This is a genomic window from Nonomuraea sp. SYSU D8015 (genome assembly GCF_008065375.1).
In the GTDB taxonomy this organism is placed as follows: domain Bacteria; phylum Actinomycetota; class Actinomycetes; order Streptosporangiales; family Streptosporangiaceae; genus Nonomuraea.
On the sequence record NZ_VJYI01000001.1, the window covers coordinates 326,096 to 341,808 of the forward strand.

Sequence of the window (15,713 nt, forward strand, 5' to 3'; positions counted from 1 at the left end):
AATGCCCGAGGTGTACTGGAACCACAACGTTCACTACCAGCGGCTCGTGCTGACGCTCGTGCCCGAGGGATGCGAGCGGGCGCTCGACGTCGGGTGCGGAGACGGGCTGCTGGCAAGCAGGCTGGCCGCCCGCGTGCCGACCGTGACCGGCGTGGACCGTTCCGCCGACGCGATCGCCATGGCCCGCCGCCAATACGGCGACCTGGACAACGTCACCTTCGTGGAGACCGACTACCTCGACGACCCGAAAGGGCTGTTACCGGAGGGCAAGTACGACCTCGTCACCGCCGTCGCCGTCGTCCACCACGCCGGCTTCCGCGAGGCCGTGACCGCCATCGTCCGACTGCTCGCACCCGGAGGGCGGCTGGTGATCATCGGCCTCGGGAAGGACCGCACACCCCTGGACTGGATCGTCCGGCTCGCCGGACAAGCGGCCTCACACGTGCTCAAGGTGTTTCACAGCGGCAAGCGCGGACCCGGAGGCGTGCCGGGGATGAGCCCCGTCATGTCCTGGGGCGAGATCGCCAGGGAGGCGCGCAGGATGCTGCCCGGCTGCCGCTTCCGCCGCCTGCTCCTCCGCCGCTACCTGCTCACTTGGGACAAACCGGCGTAGCGAGCGGCGGCTCAGCTGAGCCGCCGCCCTGCTATGGGAGCACCACGTCCTCGTAACGAGCCTTCATCGTGGCCACGACCTCGTCCGGGTCGGCGGCCCAGACGTCGGCGTTGAAGATCTCCACTTCGACGTCGCCGGAGTAGCCGGCGGCCTGGACGGCCCGGGTGATCGGCTTGAAGTCGATCACGCCGTCGCCCATCATGCCCCGCCCGAGCAGCACGTCCTCAGGCAGCGGGTGCAGATAGTCGCACACCTGGTAGGACGCGATCCGGCGGCCCGCCCGCGCGATGTCCTCGAACACCCTCGGGTCCCACCACACGTGGAAGGTGTCGACGACCACGCCGACCTGCTCCACCGGGTACTGCTCCGCCAGGTCCAGCGCCTGACCCAGGGTCGACAGGACCGCGCGGTCCGGGCAGTAGATCGGGTGCAGCGGCTCCAGGGCCAGCTTGACGCCCCGCTCCCCGGCGTACGGCGCCAGCTCCGCCAGCGCCTCGGCCACCCGCTCCCGCGCGCCCGCCAGGTCGCGTGACGCGCCCGCGGTCAGCGGCTCGCCCGGCTGCACACCGGGCAGGCCGCCCACCACCATGACGAGGCAGGCCGCCTCCAGTTCGGCCGCCTCGTCGATGGCGCGGCGGTTGTCGTCCAGGGCGTCCCCGCCCGAGGTGAGGAAGCCGCCCCTGCACAGCGAGGACACCCGCAGCCCGGCGTCCCGCACCAGCTTGACGCTCTCAGCCAGGCCCTGGTCGGCCACGTTCTGCCGCCACAGCCCGATCGCCTCCAGGCCGTGCCGCACGCACCCGTCCACGGCCTCCGCCACCGACCAGCGCCGGGTCGTCCACTGGTTCAGCGAGAGATTCACAGGCCGTTCACCGCCAGCAGGGCCTTCATGCGGCGCACCGCGAGCTCCTGGTCGGCCAGCAGCCCGGCCTGGTCGGCCAGGCGGAACACCTCCGACAGGTGGAGCAGCGAGCGGGCCGACTGGGCGCCGTTCACCATGGCGAACGCGTCCTGGTGGCCGTTCAGCCAGGCCAGGAAGACGATGCCCGTCTTGTAGTTGTACGTCGGCGCCTCGAAGATCTTCCGCGACAGCGGGACGGTCGGGGCGAAGATCTCGTCGTACGAGGCCAGCAGCCGCTCGCGGCCCGCCTCGTCACAGGCCGCCTCGGCCGAGTCCAGCACCTGGAGCGCGGCCGCCGCCGCCGGGGCGATGGCGTCGAAGATGCCGAGCAAGGCGTGCGAGCCGGTCTTGATCAGCGACGGGTAGTTGAAGTCGTCGCCCGTGTAGAGCTTGACGCCCTCGGGGAGCGCGGCCCGTAGGCCCACCTCGTGCTCCTCGTCCAGCAGCGACACCTTCACGCCGTCCACCATCGAGGCGTGGGCGTGGATCAGCTCGAGGAACGACTCGGTCGCCGCCGCCACGTCACGCGAGCCCCAGTAGCCGGCCAGCTGCGGGTCGAACATCTCGCCCAGCCAGTGCAGGATCACCGGGCGGTCGGCCAGCCCGAAGAGCTTGCCGTACACCTGGTGATAGTCCTGCGGGCCGGTGGCGACCCTGGCGAGCTGCCGCGACGCCATGACGATCACGCCGGCGCCCGCCTCCTGGACGGTCTCGATCTGCTCGGCGTACGCGGCGGCGATCGCGTCGAGGTCACCGGCGCCGGACGCGTGGTCGGTGCCCGCGCCGCAGGCCACCAGCGTCGCCGGGTCGCCGACCGTACGGGCCTCGGCGGCGCTGCGCCGGATGAGCTCCTTGGTCGCTGCCCAGTCCAGGCCCATGTTGCGCTGCGCGGTGTCCATGGCGTCCGCCACCCGCAGGCCGTGCGACCACAGGTGGTGGCGGAAGCGCAGAGTGGCGTCCCAGTCCACGGCGGCGGGGGAGCCGGGCGTGTTGTCGCCCAGCGGGTCGGCCACCACGTGGGCGGCCGCGTACACGATGCGGCTGGTCGCCGGCGCCTCGGGCACCGGCCAGACCGTCCGCTCGTTCAGCGTGTACGCGCCGATGCCGGGCAGGTCGATGATCACAGCCCCGGCACCTCGATCCTGCGGCCCTCGGCGTTCGAGCGCAGGCCCAGCTCGGCGAGCTGGACGCCGCGGGCGCCCGAGGCGAAGTCGTTGGGGAAGGGCGCGTCCTCCACCACGTGCCGGACGAACGCCTCCCACTGGATCTTGAAGCCGTTGTCGAACTCGCCGTTGTCCGGCACCTCCTGCCAGTCGTCGCGGAAGCGCGCCGTGACCGGCAGGTCGGGGTTCCAGACCGGCTTGGGGGTGGCCGAGCGGTGCTGCGCGCGGCAGTTGCGCAGGCCCGCGACGGCGCTGCCGTGCGTGCCGTCCACCTGGAACTCGACCAGTTCGTCGCGGTTCACGCGGACGGCCCAGGAGGAGTTGATCTGCGCAATGATGCCGCCTTCGAGCTCGAAGATCCCGTACGCGGCGTCGTCGGCGGTGGCCTGGTAGGTGTTGCCCTGCTCGTCCACCCGCGAGGGGATGTGCGTCACGGCGCGGGCGTAGACCGACTCGACCCGTCCGAACAGGTTCTCCAGCACGTAGTGCCAGTGCGGGAACATGTCGAGCACGATGCCGCCGCCGTCCTCGGCCCGGTAGTTCCACGACGGGCGCTGCGCCTCCTGCCAGTCGCCCTCGAAGACCCAGTAGCCGAACTCGCCGCGCACCGACAGGATGCGGCCGAAGAAGCCGCCGTCGATCAGCCGCTTCAGCTTGAGCAGGCCGGGGAGGAACAGCTTGTCCTGCACGACGCCGTTCTTGACGCCCTTGGCGGTCGCGGCCTCGGCCAGGGCGACCGCCTCCTGGACCGACTCGGCCGTCGGCTTCTCGGCGTAAATGTGCTTGCCCGCCTCGATGGCCTTCAGTACGGCCTTGACGCGGGCGCTGGTGACCTGGGCGTCGAAGTAGATCACGTTGTCGTCGTCGGCGAGGGCCGCGTCGAGGTCCGTGGTGAAATCCGAAATTCCATGCTTCGACGCGATATATGCCAATTTGTCGGCGTTTCGGCCGACCAGTACCGGCTTGAGCTTGACCCGGCTGCCGTCCGAGAGCGTCACACCGCCCTGATCGTTGATGGCCAGGACAGAACGGACCAGGTGCTGGCGATAGCCCATCCGCCCGGTGACGCCGTTCATCACGACGCCTATGGTGCGCACGCTCATGAGGATCCCTTCAGGACAAACGTGGGGAAAGCGCTTTCCCGAACCGTACGGCCATCCCGCCGAGGGCGTCAAGTAGCGCCTCCCCTTACCGCTCCGAACTCTACGGAACCACCCCTGGCCGCAGCTCAACGCCCTCTGGGCCGGAACGACGCCGCCCTCGGCCACCACTCGGCGGATGACCCGATTCGCCATCCCCGTGCGCGCTCGCACCATGGCCGTGACGCGACCGTGACGCCGATAGTGGGGTGGTGACGAACATCGACATGAAGTCCCGATACGAGCGCGACGGTTATGTCATCCTCGAGCAGGCCCTCGATCCCGGTGAGGTCGCCCGGCTGGTCGAAGAGGCGGTGCGCGTCTGCCGCGGCGAGCTCGGCGACATCCAGGGCGCGCTTCCCTCCGGGGGCGCCGACACCGATGACGACGTGCTGCGCAGGTTCCTGTGCATCCATTACCCGCACAAGCTCTCTGACGTGATGCTCGCCACGATGCGCCATACCGCGATCGTCTCGGCGCTCACCTCACTGATCGGCCCGAACGTCAAGGCGATGCAGTCGATGTTGTTCATCAAGTCCGAGGGACAGCCCGGGCAGGCCTGGCACCAGGACGAGATGTTCATCCCGACCCGGGACCGTTCGCTCACGGCGGCGTGGCTCGCGCTCGACGACGCCACCGTCGAGAACGGGTGCCTCTGGGTGCTGCCGGGATCACACCGGGCCGGCGTGCTCTATCCGAACCGCGATCACGACGACTCGCGCTACGACTGCACCGTGGAGTCCTACGGCTTCCCGTTCGACGACTCCGAAGCGGTGCCCGTCGAGATCGCGGCCGGCTCCGTGCTGCTGTTCAACGGCTACCTGCTGCACAAGTCGCTGCCCAACAGCGGCCGGCACGGCTACCGCCGGGCGCTGGTCAACCACTACATGAGCGCCGAGTCCCTGCTGCCGTGGGATGCCCCGGCGGCCGGGACGAACATGGCGCAGGCCGACTTCCGGGACATCGTCCTCGTCGCGGGCACCGACCCGTACGCGTACAAAGGTCTCCAGGACGTACGCCGCCCACGCATTCGCGGGAACCGGGACGGCGGCTGTGACAGATGACGGCTGTCGCATGATCTCCATCGACCTGGTGCCCCGCCTCGGGCCCACCGTCGCCGACTACCCGCCGGGTTCGACCTTCGGGCCGCGGGACGCCAGGACGTACGAGTTCGTGTGGCTCCTCCGGGGCAGCGCCACCTGGCAGTGGGACGACGTCCTGCTGCCGCTGGCCCCGGGAAAGCTGCTTCTCGTCCGGCCGGGGATGCGCGACTCGTTCCACTGGGATCCGCACACCCCGACCCGGCACGCGTACGTGCACTTCACGCTCACCGGGCACACGCCGGCCGACTGGCCGCTGGTGCGCGACCTGACCGGCCGGCCCGATCCGATGGGCGGCCTGTGCCAGTACCTGCTCTGGCTGTCCACCGAGTGCCCGCCCGGGTGGCAGACCCTGGCCCGTGAAACGCTCCGGCTGCTGGTGGTGATCTTCGTGGCCGGCGCCGCGCCGGCGGATCGTGCCCCCGAAGCCCTGCCGGAGCCGGTCGTCGCGATGATGCGCGCGGTGCGCGAGCACTGGTCGGACGGGGTGGCGCGGCCGATCCCGATGCGACGGCTCGCCGCGGCGGCCCAGGTCTCGCCCAGCACGCTGTGCCGGACGTTCCGGCGGCGGTTCGGCATCGGCCCGGTCGCCGCCGTCGAACTGCTGCGCCTGACCAGAGCCGAACCGCTGTTGTGGCAGAGCAACCTGTCCATGCACGCGATCGCCGTGCAGTGCGGCTTCACCGACGCCTACCACTTCTCCCGCCGATTCCGCGCGATCTACGGGATGGCGCCGACCGCGTTCCGCGGCACCGCGCCGGAGAGCGCACCACCGTCACCGGTCGAGTCCGGTCGCCTCGCGGCACTGCAGTCGCTCCTGCCCGGCACCCACGGCCGCGGGTCGCCGCTGCCGGAACGCCCCTCGTGACCGTCCGCCTGAACATCCGGCCCCATGCCTCCCACAGGAGCGATCGCCATGGTCGGCAGGTCGCCATGCGGAGCCGTGGGAACATGGAGATCCCCCGGCCAGGGCGCGCGGTGGTGAGTGGGGGCGGGGCCTCAGCCCTCCGCAGAGGTTTCGTGCACGAGATCGGTCAGGCGTTTGAGCTGGTCGGGGTCGGTGGAGGGCAGCACGCCGTGCCCCAGGTTGAACACGTGCCCCTCGGCCGCCCGCCCCCGCCGCAACACCTCGCGGGCCTTGCGCTCGACGACCTCCCACGGCGCCAGCAGGATCGCCGGATCCAGGTTGCCCTGCAGCGCCTTGCCCGGCCCGACCCGGCGGGCCGCCTCGTCCAGCGGCACCCGCCAGTCCACGCCGACCACATCGGCCCCCGCCTCGCCGAGCAGGCCCAGCAGCTCGCCCGTGCCCACCCCGAAGTGGATGCGGGGCACGCCCGCGAGCCCCTCGAAGATCCGCCGGGTGTGCGGCAGGATGAACTCGCGGTAGTCGTCGGGGGCCACCGCCCCCACCCAGGAGTCGAAGAGCTGCACGGCCGAGGCGCCCGCCGCGACCTGGATGCGCAGGTGCTCCAGGACGATGCCGGACAGCCGCTCCATCAGCTCGTGCCACAGCTCCGGAGCGCCGTACATCATGGCCTTGGTCCGGTCGTGGTTCTTGGACGGCCCGCCCTCGATCAGGTAGGAGCCCAGCGTGAACGGCGCACCCGCGAACCCGATCAGCGGCGTGCCCCCCAGCTCGCCGATCAGCGCCCGGATGGACTCGGTGACGTACGGGACGTCGTCCGGCTCCAGCGGCCGCAGCACGCCGAGCCCCTTGGCGTCGCGGATCGGGTCGGCGACCACGGGGCCGACGCCCGGCTTGATGTCGAGGTCGACGCCGATGGCCTTGAGCGGCACCACGATGTCGCTGAAGTAGATGGCCGCGTCCACGCCGTAGCGGCGGATCGGCTGCAGGGTGATCTCGACGATCATCTCCGGCGTGGCGCACGCCGTGAGCATCGGCACGCCCTCGCGCACCTTGAGGTATTCCGGCAGCGACCGCCCGGCCTGGCGCATGTACCAGACCGGAGTGTGCGGAACGGGCTGGCGGCGGCAGGCGCGCAGGAACGCTGAGTCGGCGAGGTTCACCCATCAAGGGTGCCACGTCCGGGCACCGGTCGGGTCATAGGCGCGAAGCGTGAGGTGTCGGAAAAACCTGCATCCGGCGGGCCGAGTCATGATCAGATAGCAGGGTGAAGGTTTACCGGCCGCCCCGCGTCCGCGTCGTACTCGGGTCGAACACGCCCCATGACGACCCAGAGAGCCGGTCTGGACTGGACCAAATGTTCGCCAAGCCACCGCGCGGCATCGATTCAGCGACCACTTTCGGGACACGCCGAGCGCGTTGCGGGGAATTGTCAGCGGCTCGTGCCAACGTCGGAGCCACGACCCGGAAGAAAGGCTCCGTTGCGATGACCGCGTTGTGGAGTTCCCCAGAGCGCCGCAGTGAGCGCTGCGCTTCCTGCGCTGGTGAGCGGCTGTTCGAGCAGCCGCCGTGCTCCGACGGGCACGAGCCGGGCGAGTGCCCGGACTGGGCGTGCGTCGAGTGCGGCCACGCGATCATGCTCGGCTCCGCCGAGTCCACCCGACCGGTTCGCCAGCTGGTTACGGCTGCAGTTTGATCACGAAGGATGAGCACCCCCGTGGTCCCCTTCCGTCCGACTTCGACCTACTCTTCGGCTATGACACTCGGTGACCAGCCACCGCCTCCTGCAGCGTTCACACGCGCGGCGGAGAGCCTGCGGCTGTCCGAGGTCAGGCCCGAGATCGAGCTGGAGGACCTCCCAGCGCCCCAGCGGCTGGCCCCCTACTCGGCCGCGATCGGGGCGTCGGTCTATCGCGACGACGACGAGCTCGCGGTGGGCAGGCTGATCCTGCTCTACGACCCCGACGGGCAGCGCGGCTGGGAGGGGCCGTTCCGGCTGGTGGCGTACGTCAGGGCCGACATGGAGCCGGAGATCACCTCCGACCCCCTCCTCGGGCCCGTGGCGTGGAGCTGGCTGACCGAGGCTCTCGACGCACACGCAGCCGACTACTCGGCCGCCGGCGGTACCGTGACAAGAGCCGTGTCAGAGGGGTTCGGCAACAAGGCCGAAGACCCGGTCACGACCGAGCTCGAGCTGCGTGCGTCCTGGTCGCCCGCCGAGGAGGATCTCTCCGGCCACGTCGCCGCCTGGTGCGACCTGATGTGCCTGGCGGCGGGGATCCCGCCGCTCCCGCCGGACGTGGCCGCGATGCCCCGCCGACGTGATGAACCCGGAGAGTGACCGAACGAAGTGAGGGCACCAGTCAATACAGCGTCAGCGTCATGAGGTCGGTGAACTCGTGACAGAAGAACGAACCGTCGAGCCGCTGCTCGAGCCGCGTGAGGGCATCCCGCCGGTGATCGGTGACGCGGACGGTCTCGCCATGGTCGTGGAGAGGTTCGCCGCGGGCGGCGGCCCGGTGGCGGTCGACGCCGAGCGGGCCTCGGGCTACCGATACGGCAATCGTGCCTATCTGGTGCAGCTGCGCCGCGCGGGGGCGGGCACCGCGTTGATCGACCCGATCGCCTGTCCCGACCTGTCCGCGCTCGACGCGGCCCTGGCCGACGCGGAGATCGTGCTGCACGCCGCCTCGCAGGACCTGCCGTGCCTGCTGGAGGTGGGGTTCCGGCCGCGCGAGATGTTCGACACCGAGCTGGCGGGCCGGCTCCTCGGTTACGAGCGGGTCGGGCTCGGCACGATGGTCGAGACCGTGCTCGGGCTGCGGCTGGAGAAGGGCCACTCGGCCGCCGACTGGTCCACCAGGCCGCTGCCGGAAGACTGGCTGCGGTACGCCGCGCTCGACGTAGAGGTGCTGGTCGAGCTGCGTGACGTGCTCCATCAGCAGCTGTCGGAGAGCGGGAAGCTGGAGTGGGCGCGCGAGGAGTTCGCCGCCGTGCTCGGCACCCCGCCGCCGGTGCCCCGGTCGGATCCGTGGCGGCGCACGTCGGGCATCCACAAAGTACGCAACGTGCGGGCGCTGGCTATCGTGCGCGAGCTGTGGACCATGCGCGACAGGATCGCCCGCGAGGCCGACCTCGCGCCCGGCCGGGTGCTGCCCGACGCGGCGATCATCACCGCCGCTCTCGAAGGGCCGCGCACCAAAAAGGCCTTGACCGAGATTTCGGCTTTCACGGGGCGTAGCGCGCGCCGCCACATGGGCGACTGGCTCGCCGCCGTGGCCAGGGCCCGCAATCTGCCCGAGAGCCAGCTCCCCGCGCCCACCACTCCGGGCGACGGGCCGCCGCCGCCCAACCGCTGGGCCGACCGCGACCCCGCCGCCGCCAAGCGCCTGGCCGCGGCCCGCGCCGTGGTGGCCGCCCTCGCCGACGAGCACCACATGCCGACGGAAAACCTGCTGCAGCCGGACGCGGTGCGCCGGTTGACGTGGGAGCCGCCGGACGAGATCACCGAAGAGACGGTGACCGCCCGGCTGCGCGAGCTCGGCGCCCGCGAATGGCAGCTCTCCCTCGCCGCCCGCCCCATCGCGAAGGCCCTGTCCCGCCTGGAGATCCGGGGCGAGATCTGACCGGCTCCGGTCAGGCGGTTTCCGGGCGGGGCTCGCTGGGGCCCGCGCCTGGCGGGGGAGAGGCCAGGCGGGGGCGGCGGGCGCGGTTGCGGCGTACCAGATAGACCAGCAGCGCCACCAGGGGCAGCGAGGCCACCAGCCACGGCAGCACCGCTCCCAGCACCGTGAGCAGCACCTTCACGGTGGAGACCAGCGCGTTCCACCCGCTCTTGAGCCCGCCGAGGAACCCGGCGGGCTCCTCCTCCGGCTCCTCGTCGACGGCGACCGGCCCGAGCAGCCGGAGCGTCAGCGTGGCCATGGAGACCTGGGCGGCCAGCTCCTTCTGCTGCGCCTGCAACGACTCCAGATCCGCCTCACGGGCGGAGATCTCCCGCTCGACGTCCAGCACCTGCCCGATGGTGTCGGCCCGCTTCAGCAGCGAGCGCAGCGACTCCAGCGCCTGCTCGGCCGACTTCAGCCGGCTGTTGACATCGGCGACCTGCAGCGTGACGTCCTGGGTGGCCTGGTTCAAGGAGAGCTGCGTTCCCAGTTCCTTGCCGAACCGCCCGATCACCCCGCCGTACGCGTTCGGCGGGATCTTGAACTCCAGCGTGGCCGTCTCCTGGGATTCGGTGGCCGAGCTGCTCTCCTCCTTGGAGAGGTAGCCGCCGGCCGCGGTCACGATCTGCTTGGCCAGGTCGACGGCGGCGGAGACGCGCTTGACCCGCACGCTCATGTTGCCGGTGTAGATGACCTGCCGGTCCTGGAGGGTCACCTTGACGTTCGAGACCAGGCCGTCCTTGCTCGTCTGCTGCGGCTGCGCCCGCTTCAGGGCCCGCTGGTCCTGGGCGGCGGAGCCGGAGTCCTCCGTCGCCATCTCGGGGGCGGCTGCTCCAGTGGCGGACTGAGGGGTGGCGGTGCCGCCGCCGCAGCCGGTCAGGAGCAGGGCCGCGCACGCGGCGGAGAGTGCGATGCCGTGCCGGATTCTCCTCATGCCCTTAAGACGGCTTGCGGATCGGCCCGGTTTGATGCCGTGAATCACGGTACGGTCACCGTGTTCATGGCCCTCGTGGCCCCGAACGGCTGGCCGAGCCGATGAGGCGGTAGCGTCAGGAGGCGTGGAAGGGAACAGGGCGCACGTGGTCGTCGTCGGCGGAGGGATCTCCGGTCTCGCCGCCGCGTGGTACATCCGCCAGGGCGCGGACGAGCGGGTCAAGGTCACCGTGCTCGAGGCGGGCTCGCGCATCGGCGGCAAGCTGCATGCTTCGGAGGTCGCGGGGGTGAGCGTCGACGCCGGCGCGGAGGCCATGCTGGCCAGGCGGCCCGAGGGCACAGAGCTGGCCAGGGCGGTCGGGCTCGGCGACGACCTGGTGTTCCCCGGCACCACGAGCGCGTCCATCTACACCAGGGGAGCGCTGCGCCCCATGCCCAAGGGGCAGGTCATGGGCGTGCCCGCCGACCTGGCAGAGCTCGCCAGGTCAGGCATCATCTCCCCGGGCGGGCTGCTGCGCGTGCCGCTCGACCAGATCCTGCCCGCCACGCTGGTGCGCACCGACGTGTCCGTGGCCGCCTACATCCGCGCCAGGATGGGCGGCGAGGTCGTGGAGCGGCTCGTCGAGCCGCTGCTCGGCGGCGTGTACGCGGGCCGTTCCGAGATGCTGTCGCTCGAGGCCACGATGCCGCGCGTGGCGGCGGTGGCCCGCTCCGAACGCTCGCTGCTGGCCGGGGCCAGACACCTCGTCGAGGAGGCGCCCAAGGACGCCGGGCCGGTCTTCACGTCGCTGCGGGGGGGCGTCGGCGCCCTGCCCGAGGCGGTCGCCAAGGCCTCCGGCGCCGACATCAGGACCGGCGTCACCGTACGCGAGCTGCACCGCACCGAGCAGGGCTGGCGCCTGGTGACCGGGCCGGTGCCGAGGCCCGAGACTCTCGAGGCCGACGCGGTGATCGTCGCCGTGCCGGGCCCCGCCGCCTCCCGGCTGCTCAAGGCCGAGGCGCCCAAGGCGGCGGGCGAGCTGGCCAGGATCGAGTACGCCAGCATGGCCATCGTCACGCTCGCGTACCCGCTGGACGCCTTCCCCGAGCCGCCCACCGGCAGCGGCTACCTGGTGCCCCCCGTGGAGGGGCGGCCGGTCAAGGCGGTCACGTTCAGCTCGGTGAAGTGGCCCCACCTGGCCAGAGACCTGCTCATCCTGCGTTGCTCGATCGGCAGGATCGGCGAGGAGCACCTGCTCCAGCGCGACGACGCCGAGCTGGTGTCGCTGGCCATGGCCGAGATGGGCGACGTGATGGGGGTGCGCGGCCTGCCGGTCGACAGCCGGGTCAGCCGCTGGGGAGGCGCGCTGCCGCAGTACAACGTGGGCCACCTCGACCGGGTGGCGAGGGTGCGCGCGGCCGTGGCGGTGCAGCCCGGGCTGGCGGTCTGCGGCGCCGCCTACGACGGCCTCGGCATCCCGGCCTGCGTCGGCACCGCCCGTACGGCGGCCGCCCGGATTCTGGACCACCTGTCCCGGCGAGGAGAATAGGAAACATGACAGAGGCAGCCCCGCGGCCCAAGGCCCGCGATCTCAACCAGGTGATCCGTTACACGATGTGGTCGGCCTTCCAGGCGACCGAGCCGTGTCCCGTCGACCGCGACGGCCTGGCGGGCGAGGTCGAGGAGCTGCTGGAGCAGGTCGCCGGCAAGGGCGTCGTGACCAGGGGGGCCTACGACGTGTCCGGGTTGCGGGCCGACGCCGACTTCATGTTCTGGTGGCACGCGCCCACGCCCGAGGACCTGCAGGACGTCTACGCCAGGTTCCGGCGCACCACGCTGGGCCGGCACAGCAGGCCCGTCTGGTCGGCGATGGCGCTGCACCGGCCGGCCGAGTTCAACAAGTCGCACATCCCGGCCTTCCTCGCTGAGGAGGAGCCGCGCGCCTACGTGAGCGTCTACCCGTTCGTCCGCTCGTACGAGTGGTATCTGCTGGAGGACTCCGAGCGGCGGGCGATGCTGGCCGAGCACGGCAGGATGGCGCGCGACTATCCGGACGTGCGGGCCAACACCGTGGCCTGCTTCTCGCTCAACGACTATGAGTGGATGCTGGCTTTCGAGGCCGACGAGCTGCACCGGATCGTCGACCTGATGCGCACGCTGCGGGGCGCGCAGGCCCGCCGCCACACCCGCGTCGAGATCCCGTTCTACACCGGCGCCCGCAAGCCCGTACGCGAGCTCGTCGCCGCCCTGCCCTAACCTCCTTCTCCGCCTGACCGGCTCCGCGCCGCCCCTCCTGACCGCCACACCGGCCCCATGGACGTCAGGCGGCGCAGGAGACACGATCCTGCCGAATGCGGATCCAGCCGACGATCGCCCAGCCCAGACCAATTTGGCGATCCAACAGACGTGATCTATCCCGTTTGTCACAATCGGGGAAATCCCTTGTTCGTTGACGTGACAGCGGTGGCACGTTCCAGGGCGGCAGGGAGGGCGGGGTGGAGACATCCGGGGGGCCGGGCCACAGGCGGCGTCCGGCCGGTCGGCACGCGGCGGGGCGGTCGCGGCGCGGCCGGCGGCGTCGCCGTGCCGGGCGACGGGGACTGGTGCTGTGGACGCTGGCGCTGGCCGGCGGGGTGGCCGGGCTGCTGGGTGTCAACGGGGCCTTCGGCGGCGCCACCGGCGGGGTTCCCACGGCCGCCCGGACGGCGGCGCAGCCGGAGACGTCCGGGCGGCAGACCCGCGCCGAGCCGGACGATCGCGCCCCCGCGCTGCCCGGCCGGGTCGGGGAGGCCGGTCCGCGGGCGAGCGCGGAGGCCGAGGTCAGGCAGGAGGCCAAGCCGCGCGAGAGCGAGCGGGCCGTGCCCAAGGAGACGGGGAAGCCCGGGCCCGTGGAGACCGCCGACCCCGACCTGGTCGAGGGCTCCGCGCCGCCGGAGGAGGCGGTGCTGATGGTGCCCGGCATGGACGACACCGACGGCTACCGCGCCGACGGGCCCTCGTCCCATACGGACCGGCAGGCGGCGGAGTATTTCCGTGCGCACTGGGGCCCGGACGACAAGGCGATGAAACGCCTCAAGGACATTCGCACCGTCGGCGGATATTTGCGCATTTATACCGATTTACCGCCGTCAGCGTACAATTCCCGGCACGCCATAACGTTGTGCAAGCGCGGCCTCGAATACCTCAGAGCCGCCGGGGTGACCAGGCCGGTGGTGTTCGTCCAGGCCAGGTTCGGGGAGAACGGCAACCCGGTGCTCGCCAACATCCTCGGACCCTCCGACCGCAGCTGCAGCGTCACCCACCCGGATCCGGGCTGACGCGGCTCAGCGCACCCGTACGCGCGTCCTGGCACACACCTCGCACCGCTGGGTCACGACGCGGCCGATGGCCTCGATCGTCACCCACCGGTGGCGGAGATGCAGGAACCGCACGGGGGAGTTCTACCCTCGGCAGCAGGTTGGTACGCGGAGTCGTGGGTCGATCACGCCTTGGGTTCGAGCCGCAGCGAGACCGAGTTGATGCAGTAGCGATCGTCGGTCGGGGTCGGATAACCCTCGCCGTGGAACACGTGCCCCAAGTGGGAGTCGCACCGCGCGCACCGCACCTCGGTCCGGACCATCCCGTGACTGCGATCCTCGATCAGCCTGACCGCGTCGGAGTCGGCAGGGGCGAAGAAGCTCGGCCACCCGCAGTGCGACTCGAACTTCGTGTCGGACCGGAACAACTCGGCCCCGCAGGCCCGGCACGAGTAGACGCCCTCGGTCTTGGTGTCGACGTACTCCCCCGTGAACGGGCGCTCGGTCCCGGCCTCCCTGAGGACGTGGAACTCCTCCGGGGAAAGCTGGGCCCGCCACTCGGCCTCGCTCTTGACGACCTTTTCCATGGGTCCAGCGTACGAGATCCTGCAAAAAGAGATCTCCACAGGGTGAAGCATCCATTCTGGGGAGAATTCGCGTCTTTGTAGGCAAGGGGGTGTCATCGCCTCCTGCCGAAGGGGTGAGATCGTCCGCAGATCCCACGGAAGCGGCACAGCCCACGCCCGTGCTGGAGCCGCAGGGGATCGACACGGCCGGCCGGGTGGCGCGCCAGCGCCCGGAACGGCGGCGGACGGTCTGTTGGCCCGCCCCGTCGAGCCCTCGGTCCCGCCACCGAGGCGGCTCCGGGGCGGGCCCACCTCGCTGCTCATGGCCGCACTTCGTGCGGCGGCTCGGTCGCCCTATGCCGCCGCCTTCCCCCGTCGCTCCTTCGTCGCTCCTCCTCCAGGCGACGGCACTCCCTCGCGCGGGAAAGGAGTAGGTTCGAGGGCATGGCATCGCCGTTCATAGAGCTCGAGGTGGGGGAGCGGACCGTCAAGGTCACCAACCCCGACAAGGTGTATTTTCCGGAGATCGGCGCCACCAAGCGTGAACTGGTCGAATACTACGTGAGCGTCGGCGAGGGCGCCCTGAGGGCGCTCAAGGACCGGCCGACCAACATCAAGCGCCATCCCGACGGCGTGCAGACCGAGGCCATCTACCAGAAGCGGATGCCGCCGAAACACCCCGAGTGGCTCCAGTCCGTCACCGTCACCTTCCCGAGCGGCCGGACGGCGCAGTCCCTGCGGGTCACCGAGGTGGCCGCGCTCGCCTACTGCGCCAACCTGGGCACCATCGACTTCCACCCCTGGCAGGTGCGGGCCACCGACGTCGAGCACCCCGACGAGCTGCGCGTCGACCTCGACCCGCAGCCCGGCCTGGACTTCGACGCGGCGCGCAAGGCCGCCTTCCTCACCCGGGAGGTGCTCGGCGAGCTGGGGATGGACGGGTTCGTGAAGACCTCGGGCAACCGCGGCGTGCACATCGCCGTGCGCATCGAGCCGCGCTGGGACTTCATCCAGGTCCGCCACGCCGGCATCGCCCTGGCCAGGGCCGTCGAGGAGCGCGATCCGAGCCTGGTCACGACGGCGTGGTGGAAGGAGGAGCGCGGGCAGCGCGTCTTCATCGACTTCAACCAGAACGCCCGCGACCGCACGGTGGTCAGCGCCTACTCCATCAGGGCAAGGCCGCACGCACCCGTCTCGACGCCGCTGACGTGGGACGAGCTGGCCGACGCCGACCCGCGCGACTTCGACATCCGCACGGTTCCGGCCCGCTTCGCCGAGGTGGGCGACGTGCACGCGGCGATCGACGACCGGGCCTATTCCATCGAGCCCCTGCTGGAGCTCTTCGCCAAAGACGAGAGGGGCGACATGCCCTATCCGCCCAACTACCCGAAGATGCCGGGCGAGCCGATGCGCGTCCAGCCCAGCAGGGCCAGGGCTGCGACAGGGGAGAACAAGTCGAGCTAAGCCGGTGGGCCACGACGGACGGAACGGC

15 protein-coding genes are annotated in these 15,713 nt (G+C 71.1%); 9 read left to right on the plus strand and 6 right to left on the minus strand.

Annotation, left to right across the window (positions count from 1 at the left end; all coding sequences use genetic code 11):
- Position 1 precedes the first annotated feature (1 nt).
- A complete protein-coding gene (locus ID574_RS03355) occupies positions 2-613 on the plus strand; it encodes a class I SAM-dependent methyltransferase (protein ID WP_188187257.1) in 612 nt (203 codons plus the stop codon).
- 31 nt (positions 614-644) lie between these two features.
- On the opposite strand, the gene ID574_RS03360 is transcribed toward ID574_RS03355, so the two are convergent.
- Genes ID574_RS03360 through ID574_RS03370 form a run of 3 tightly spaced genes read right to left on the minus strand, consistent with a single transcriptional unit; the run spans position 645 to position 3,780 of the window.
- A complete protein-coding gene (locus ID574_RS03360; RefSeq protein WP_188187258.1) occupies positions 645-1,475 on the minus strand; it encodes a sugar phosphate isomerase/epimerase family protein in 831 nt (276 codons plus the stop codon).
- Entirely contained in the window at positions 1,472-2,638 is a 1,167-nt protein-coding gene (locus ID574_RS03365) for a dihydrodipicolinate synthase family protein (protein WP_188187259.1), read from the minus strand. The genes ID574_RS03360 and ID574_RS03365 overlap by 4 nt, the downstream gene beginning before the upstream one ends.
- Positions 2,635-3,780 carry a Gfo/Idh/MocA family protein gene (locus ID574_RS03370; protein WP_188187260.1) on the minus strand — a complete coding sequence of 382 codons (1,146 nt, stop codon included), beginning with the start codon at positions 3,778-3,780 and terminating at the stop codon, positions 2,635-2,637. The genes ID574_RS03365 and ID574_RS03370 overlap by 4 nt, the downstream gene beginning before the upstream one ends.
- A gap of 248 nt (positions 3,781-4,028) precedes the next feature.
- Here ID574_RS03370 and ID574_RS03375 point away from each other — a divergent pair, with 248 nt between their 5' ends.
- Positions 4,029-4,880 carry a phytanoyl-CoA dioxygenase family protein gene (locus ID574_RS03375; RefSeq protein WP_223166323.1) on the plus strand — a complete coding sequence of 284 codons (852 nt, stop codon included), beginning with the start codon at positions 4,029-4,031 and terminating at the stop codon, positions 4,878-4,880.
- Between the two features lie 10 nt (positions 4,881-4,890).
- Complete coding sequence (locus ID574_RS03380; RefSeq protein WP_188187261.1) at positions 4,891-5,784, plus strand: AraC family transcriptional regulator; 894 nt, start codon at positions 4,891-4,893, stop codon at positions 5,782-5,784.
- Positions 5,785-5,915: 131 nt separating this feature from the next.
- On the opposite strand, the gene hemE is transcribed toward ID574_RS03380, so the two are convergent.
- The gene (gene hemE, locus ID574_RS03385; RefSeq protein WP_223166502.1) at positions 5,916-6,920 is read right to left on the minus strand and encodes a uroporphyrinogen decarboxylase; all 1,005 of its coding nucleotides are present in this window, start codon (positions 6,918-6,920) and stop codon (positions 5,916-5,918) included.
- A gap of 617 nt (positions 6,921-7,537) precedes the next feature.
- Between hemE and ID574_RS03390 the strand changes: the two genes are divergently transcribed.
- The gene (locus ID574_RS03390; protein WP_188187263.1) at positions 7,538-8,122 is read left to right on the plus strand and encodes a DUF3000 domain-containing protein; all 585 of its coding nucleotides are present in this window, start codon (positions 7,538-7,540) and stop codon (positions 8,120-8,122) included.
- A 58-nt stretch (positions 8,123-8,180) separates the two neighbouring features.
- Positions 8,181-9,407 (plus strand): HRDC domain-containing protein, encoded by a 1,227-nt coding sequence (locus ID574_RS03395; protein ID WP_188187264.1) that lies wholly within the window; start codon positions 8,181-8,183, stop codon positions 9,405-9,407.
- Positions 9,408-9,417: 10 nt separating this feature from the next.
- Here the strand turns inward: ID574_RS03395 and ID574_RS03400 are convergent, their stop codons facing one another.
- Positions 9,418-10,380 carry a DUF4349 domain-containing protein gene (locus ID574_RS03400; RefSeq protein ID WP_188187265.1) on the minus strand — a complete coding sequence of 321 codons (963 nt, stop codon included), beginning with the start codon at positions 10,378-10,380 and terminating at the stop codon, positions 9,418-9,420.
- A gap of 124 nt (positions 10,381-10,504) precedes the next feature.
- On the opposite strand from ID574_RS03400, the gene hemG reads away from it, so the two are divergent.
- From hemG to ID574_RS03415, 3 genes are all read left to right on the plus strand, one after another.
- A complete protein-coding gene (hemG, locus tag ID574_RS03405; RefSeq protein ID WP_188187266.1) occupies positions 10,505-11,908 on the plus strand; it encodes a protoporphyrinogen oxidase in 1,404 nt (467 codons plus the stop codon).
- Between the two features lie 5 nt (positions 11,909-11,913).
- A complete protein-coding gene (hemQ, locus tag ID574_RS03410; protein WP_188187267.1) occupies positions 11,914-12,615 on the plus strand; it encodes a hydrogen peroxide-dependent heme synthase in 702 nt (233 codons plus the stop codon).
- A gap of 347 nt (positions 12,616-12,962) precedes the next feature.
- On the plus strand, positions 12,963-13,676 hold the full coding sequence (locus tag ID574_RS03415) for a hypothetical protein (RefSeq protein ID WP_188187268.1): 714 nt from the start codon (positions 12,963-12,965) through the stop codon (positions 13,674-13,676).
- A 164-nt stretch (positions 13,677-13,840) separates the two neighbouring features.
- Here the strand turns inward: ID574_RS03415 and msrB are convergent, their stop codons facing one another.
- Positions 13,841-14,242, minus strand: a complete 402-nt coding sequence (gene msrB / locus ID574_RS03420) for a peptide-methionine (R)-S-oxide reductase MsrB (RefSeq protein WP_188187269.1) — start codon at positions 14,240-14,242, stop codon at positions 13,841-13,843.
- A gap of 423 nt (positions 14,243-14,665) precedes the next feature.
- On the opposite strand from msrB, the gene ligD reads away from it, so the two are divergent.
- Complete coding sequence (gene ligD / locus ID574_RS03425; protein WP_188187270.1) at positions 14,666-15,685, plus strand: non-homologous end-joining DNA ligase; 1,020 nt, start codon at positions 14,666-14,668, stop codon at positions 15,683-15,685.
- The last annotated feature ends 28 nt before the right edge of the window (positions 15,686-15,713 follow it).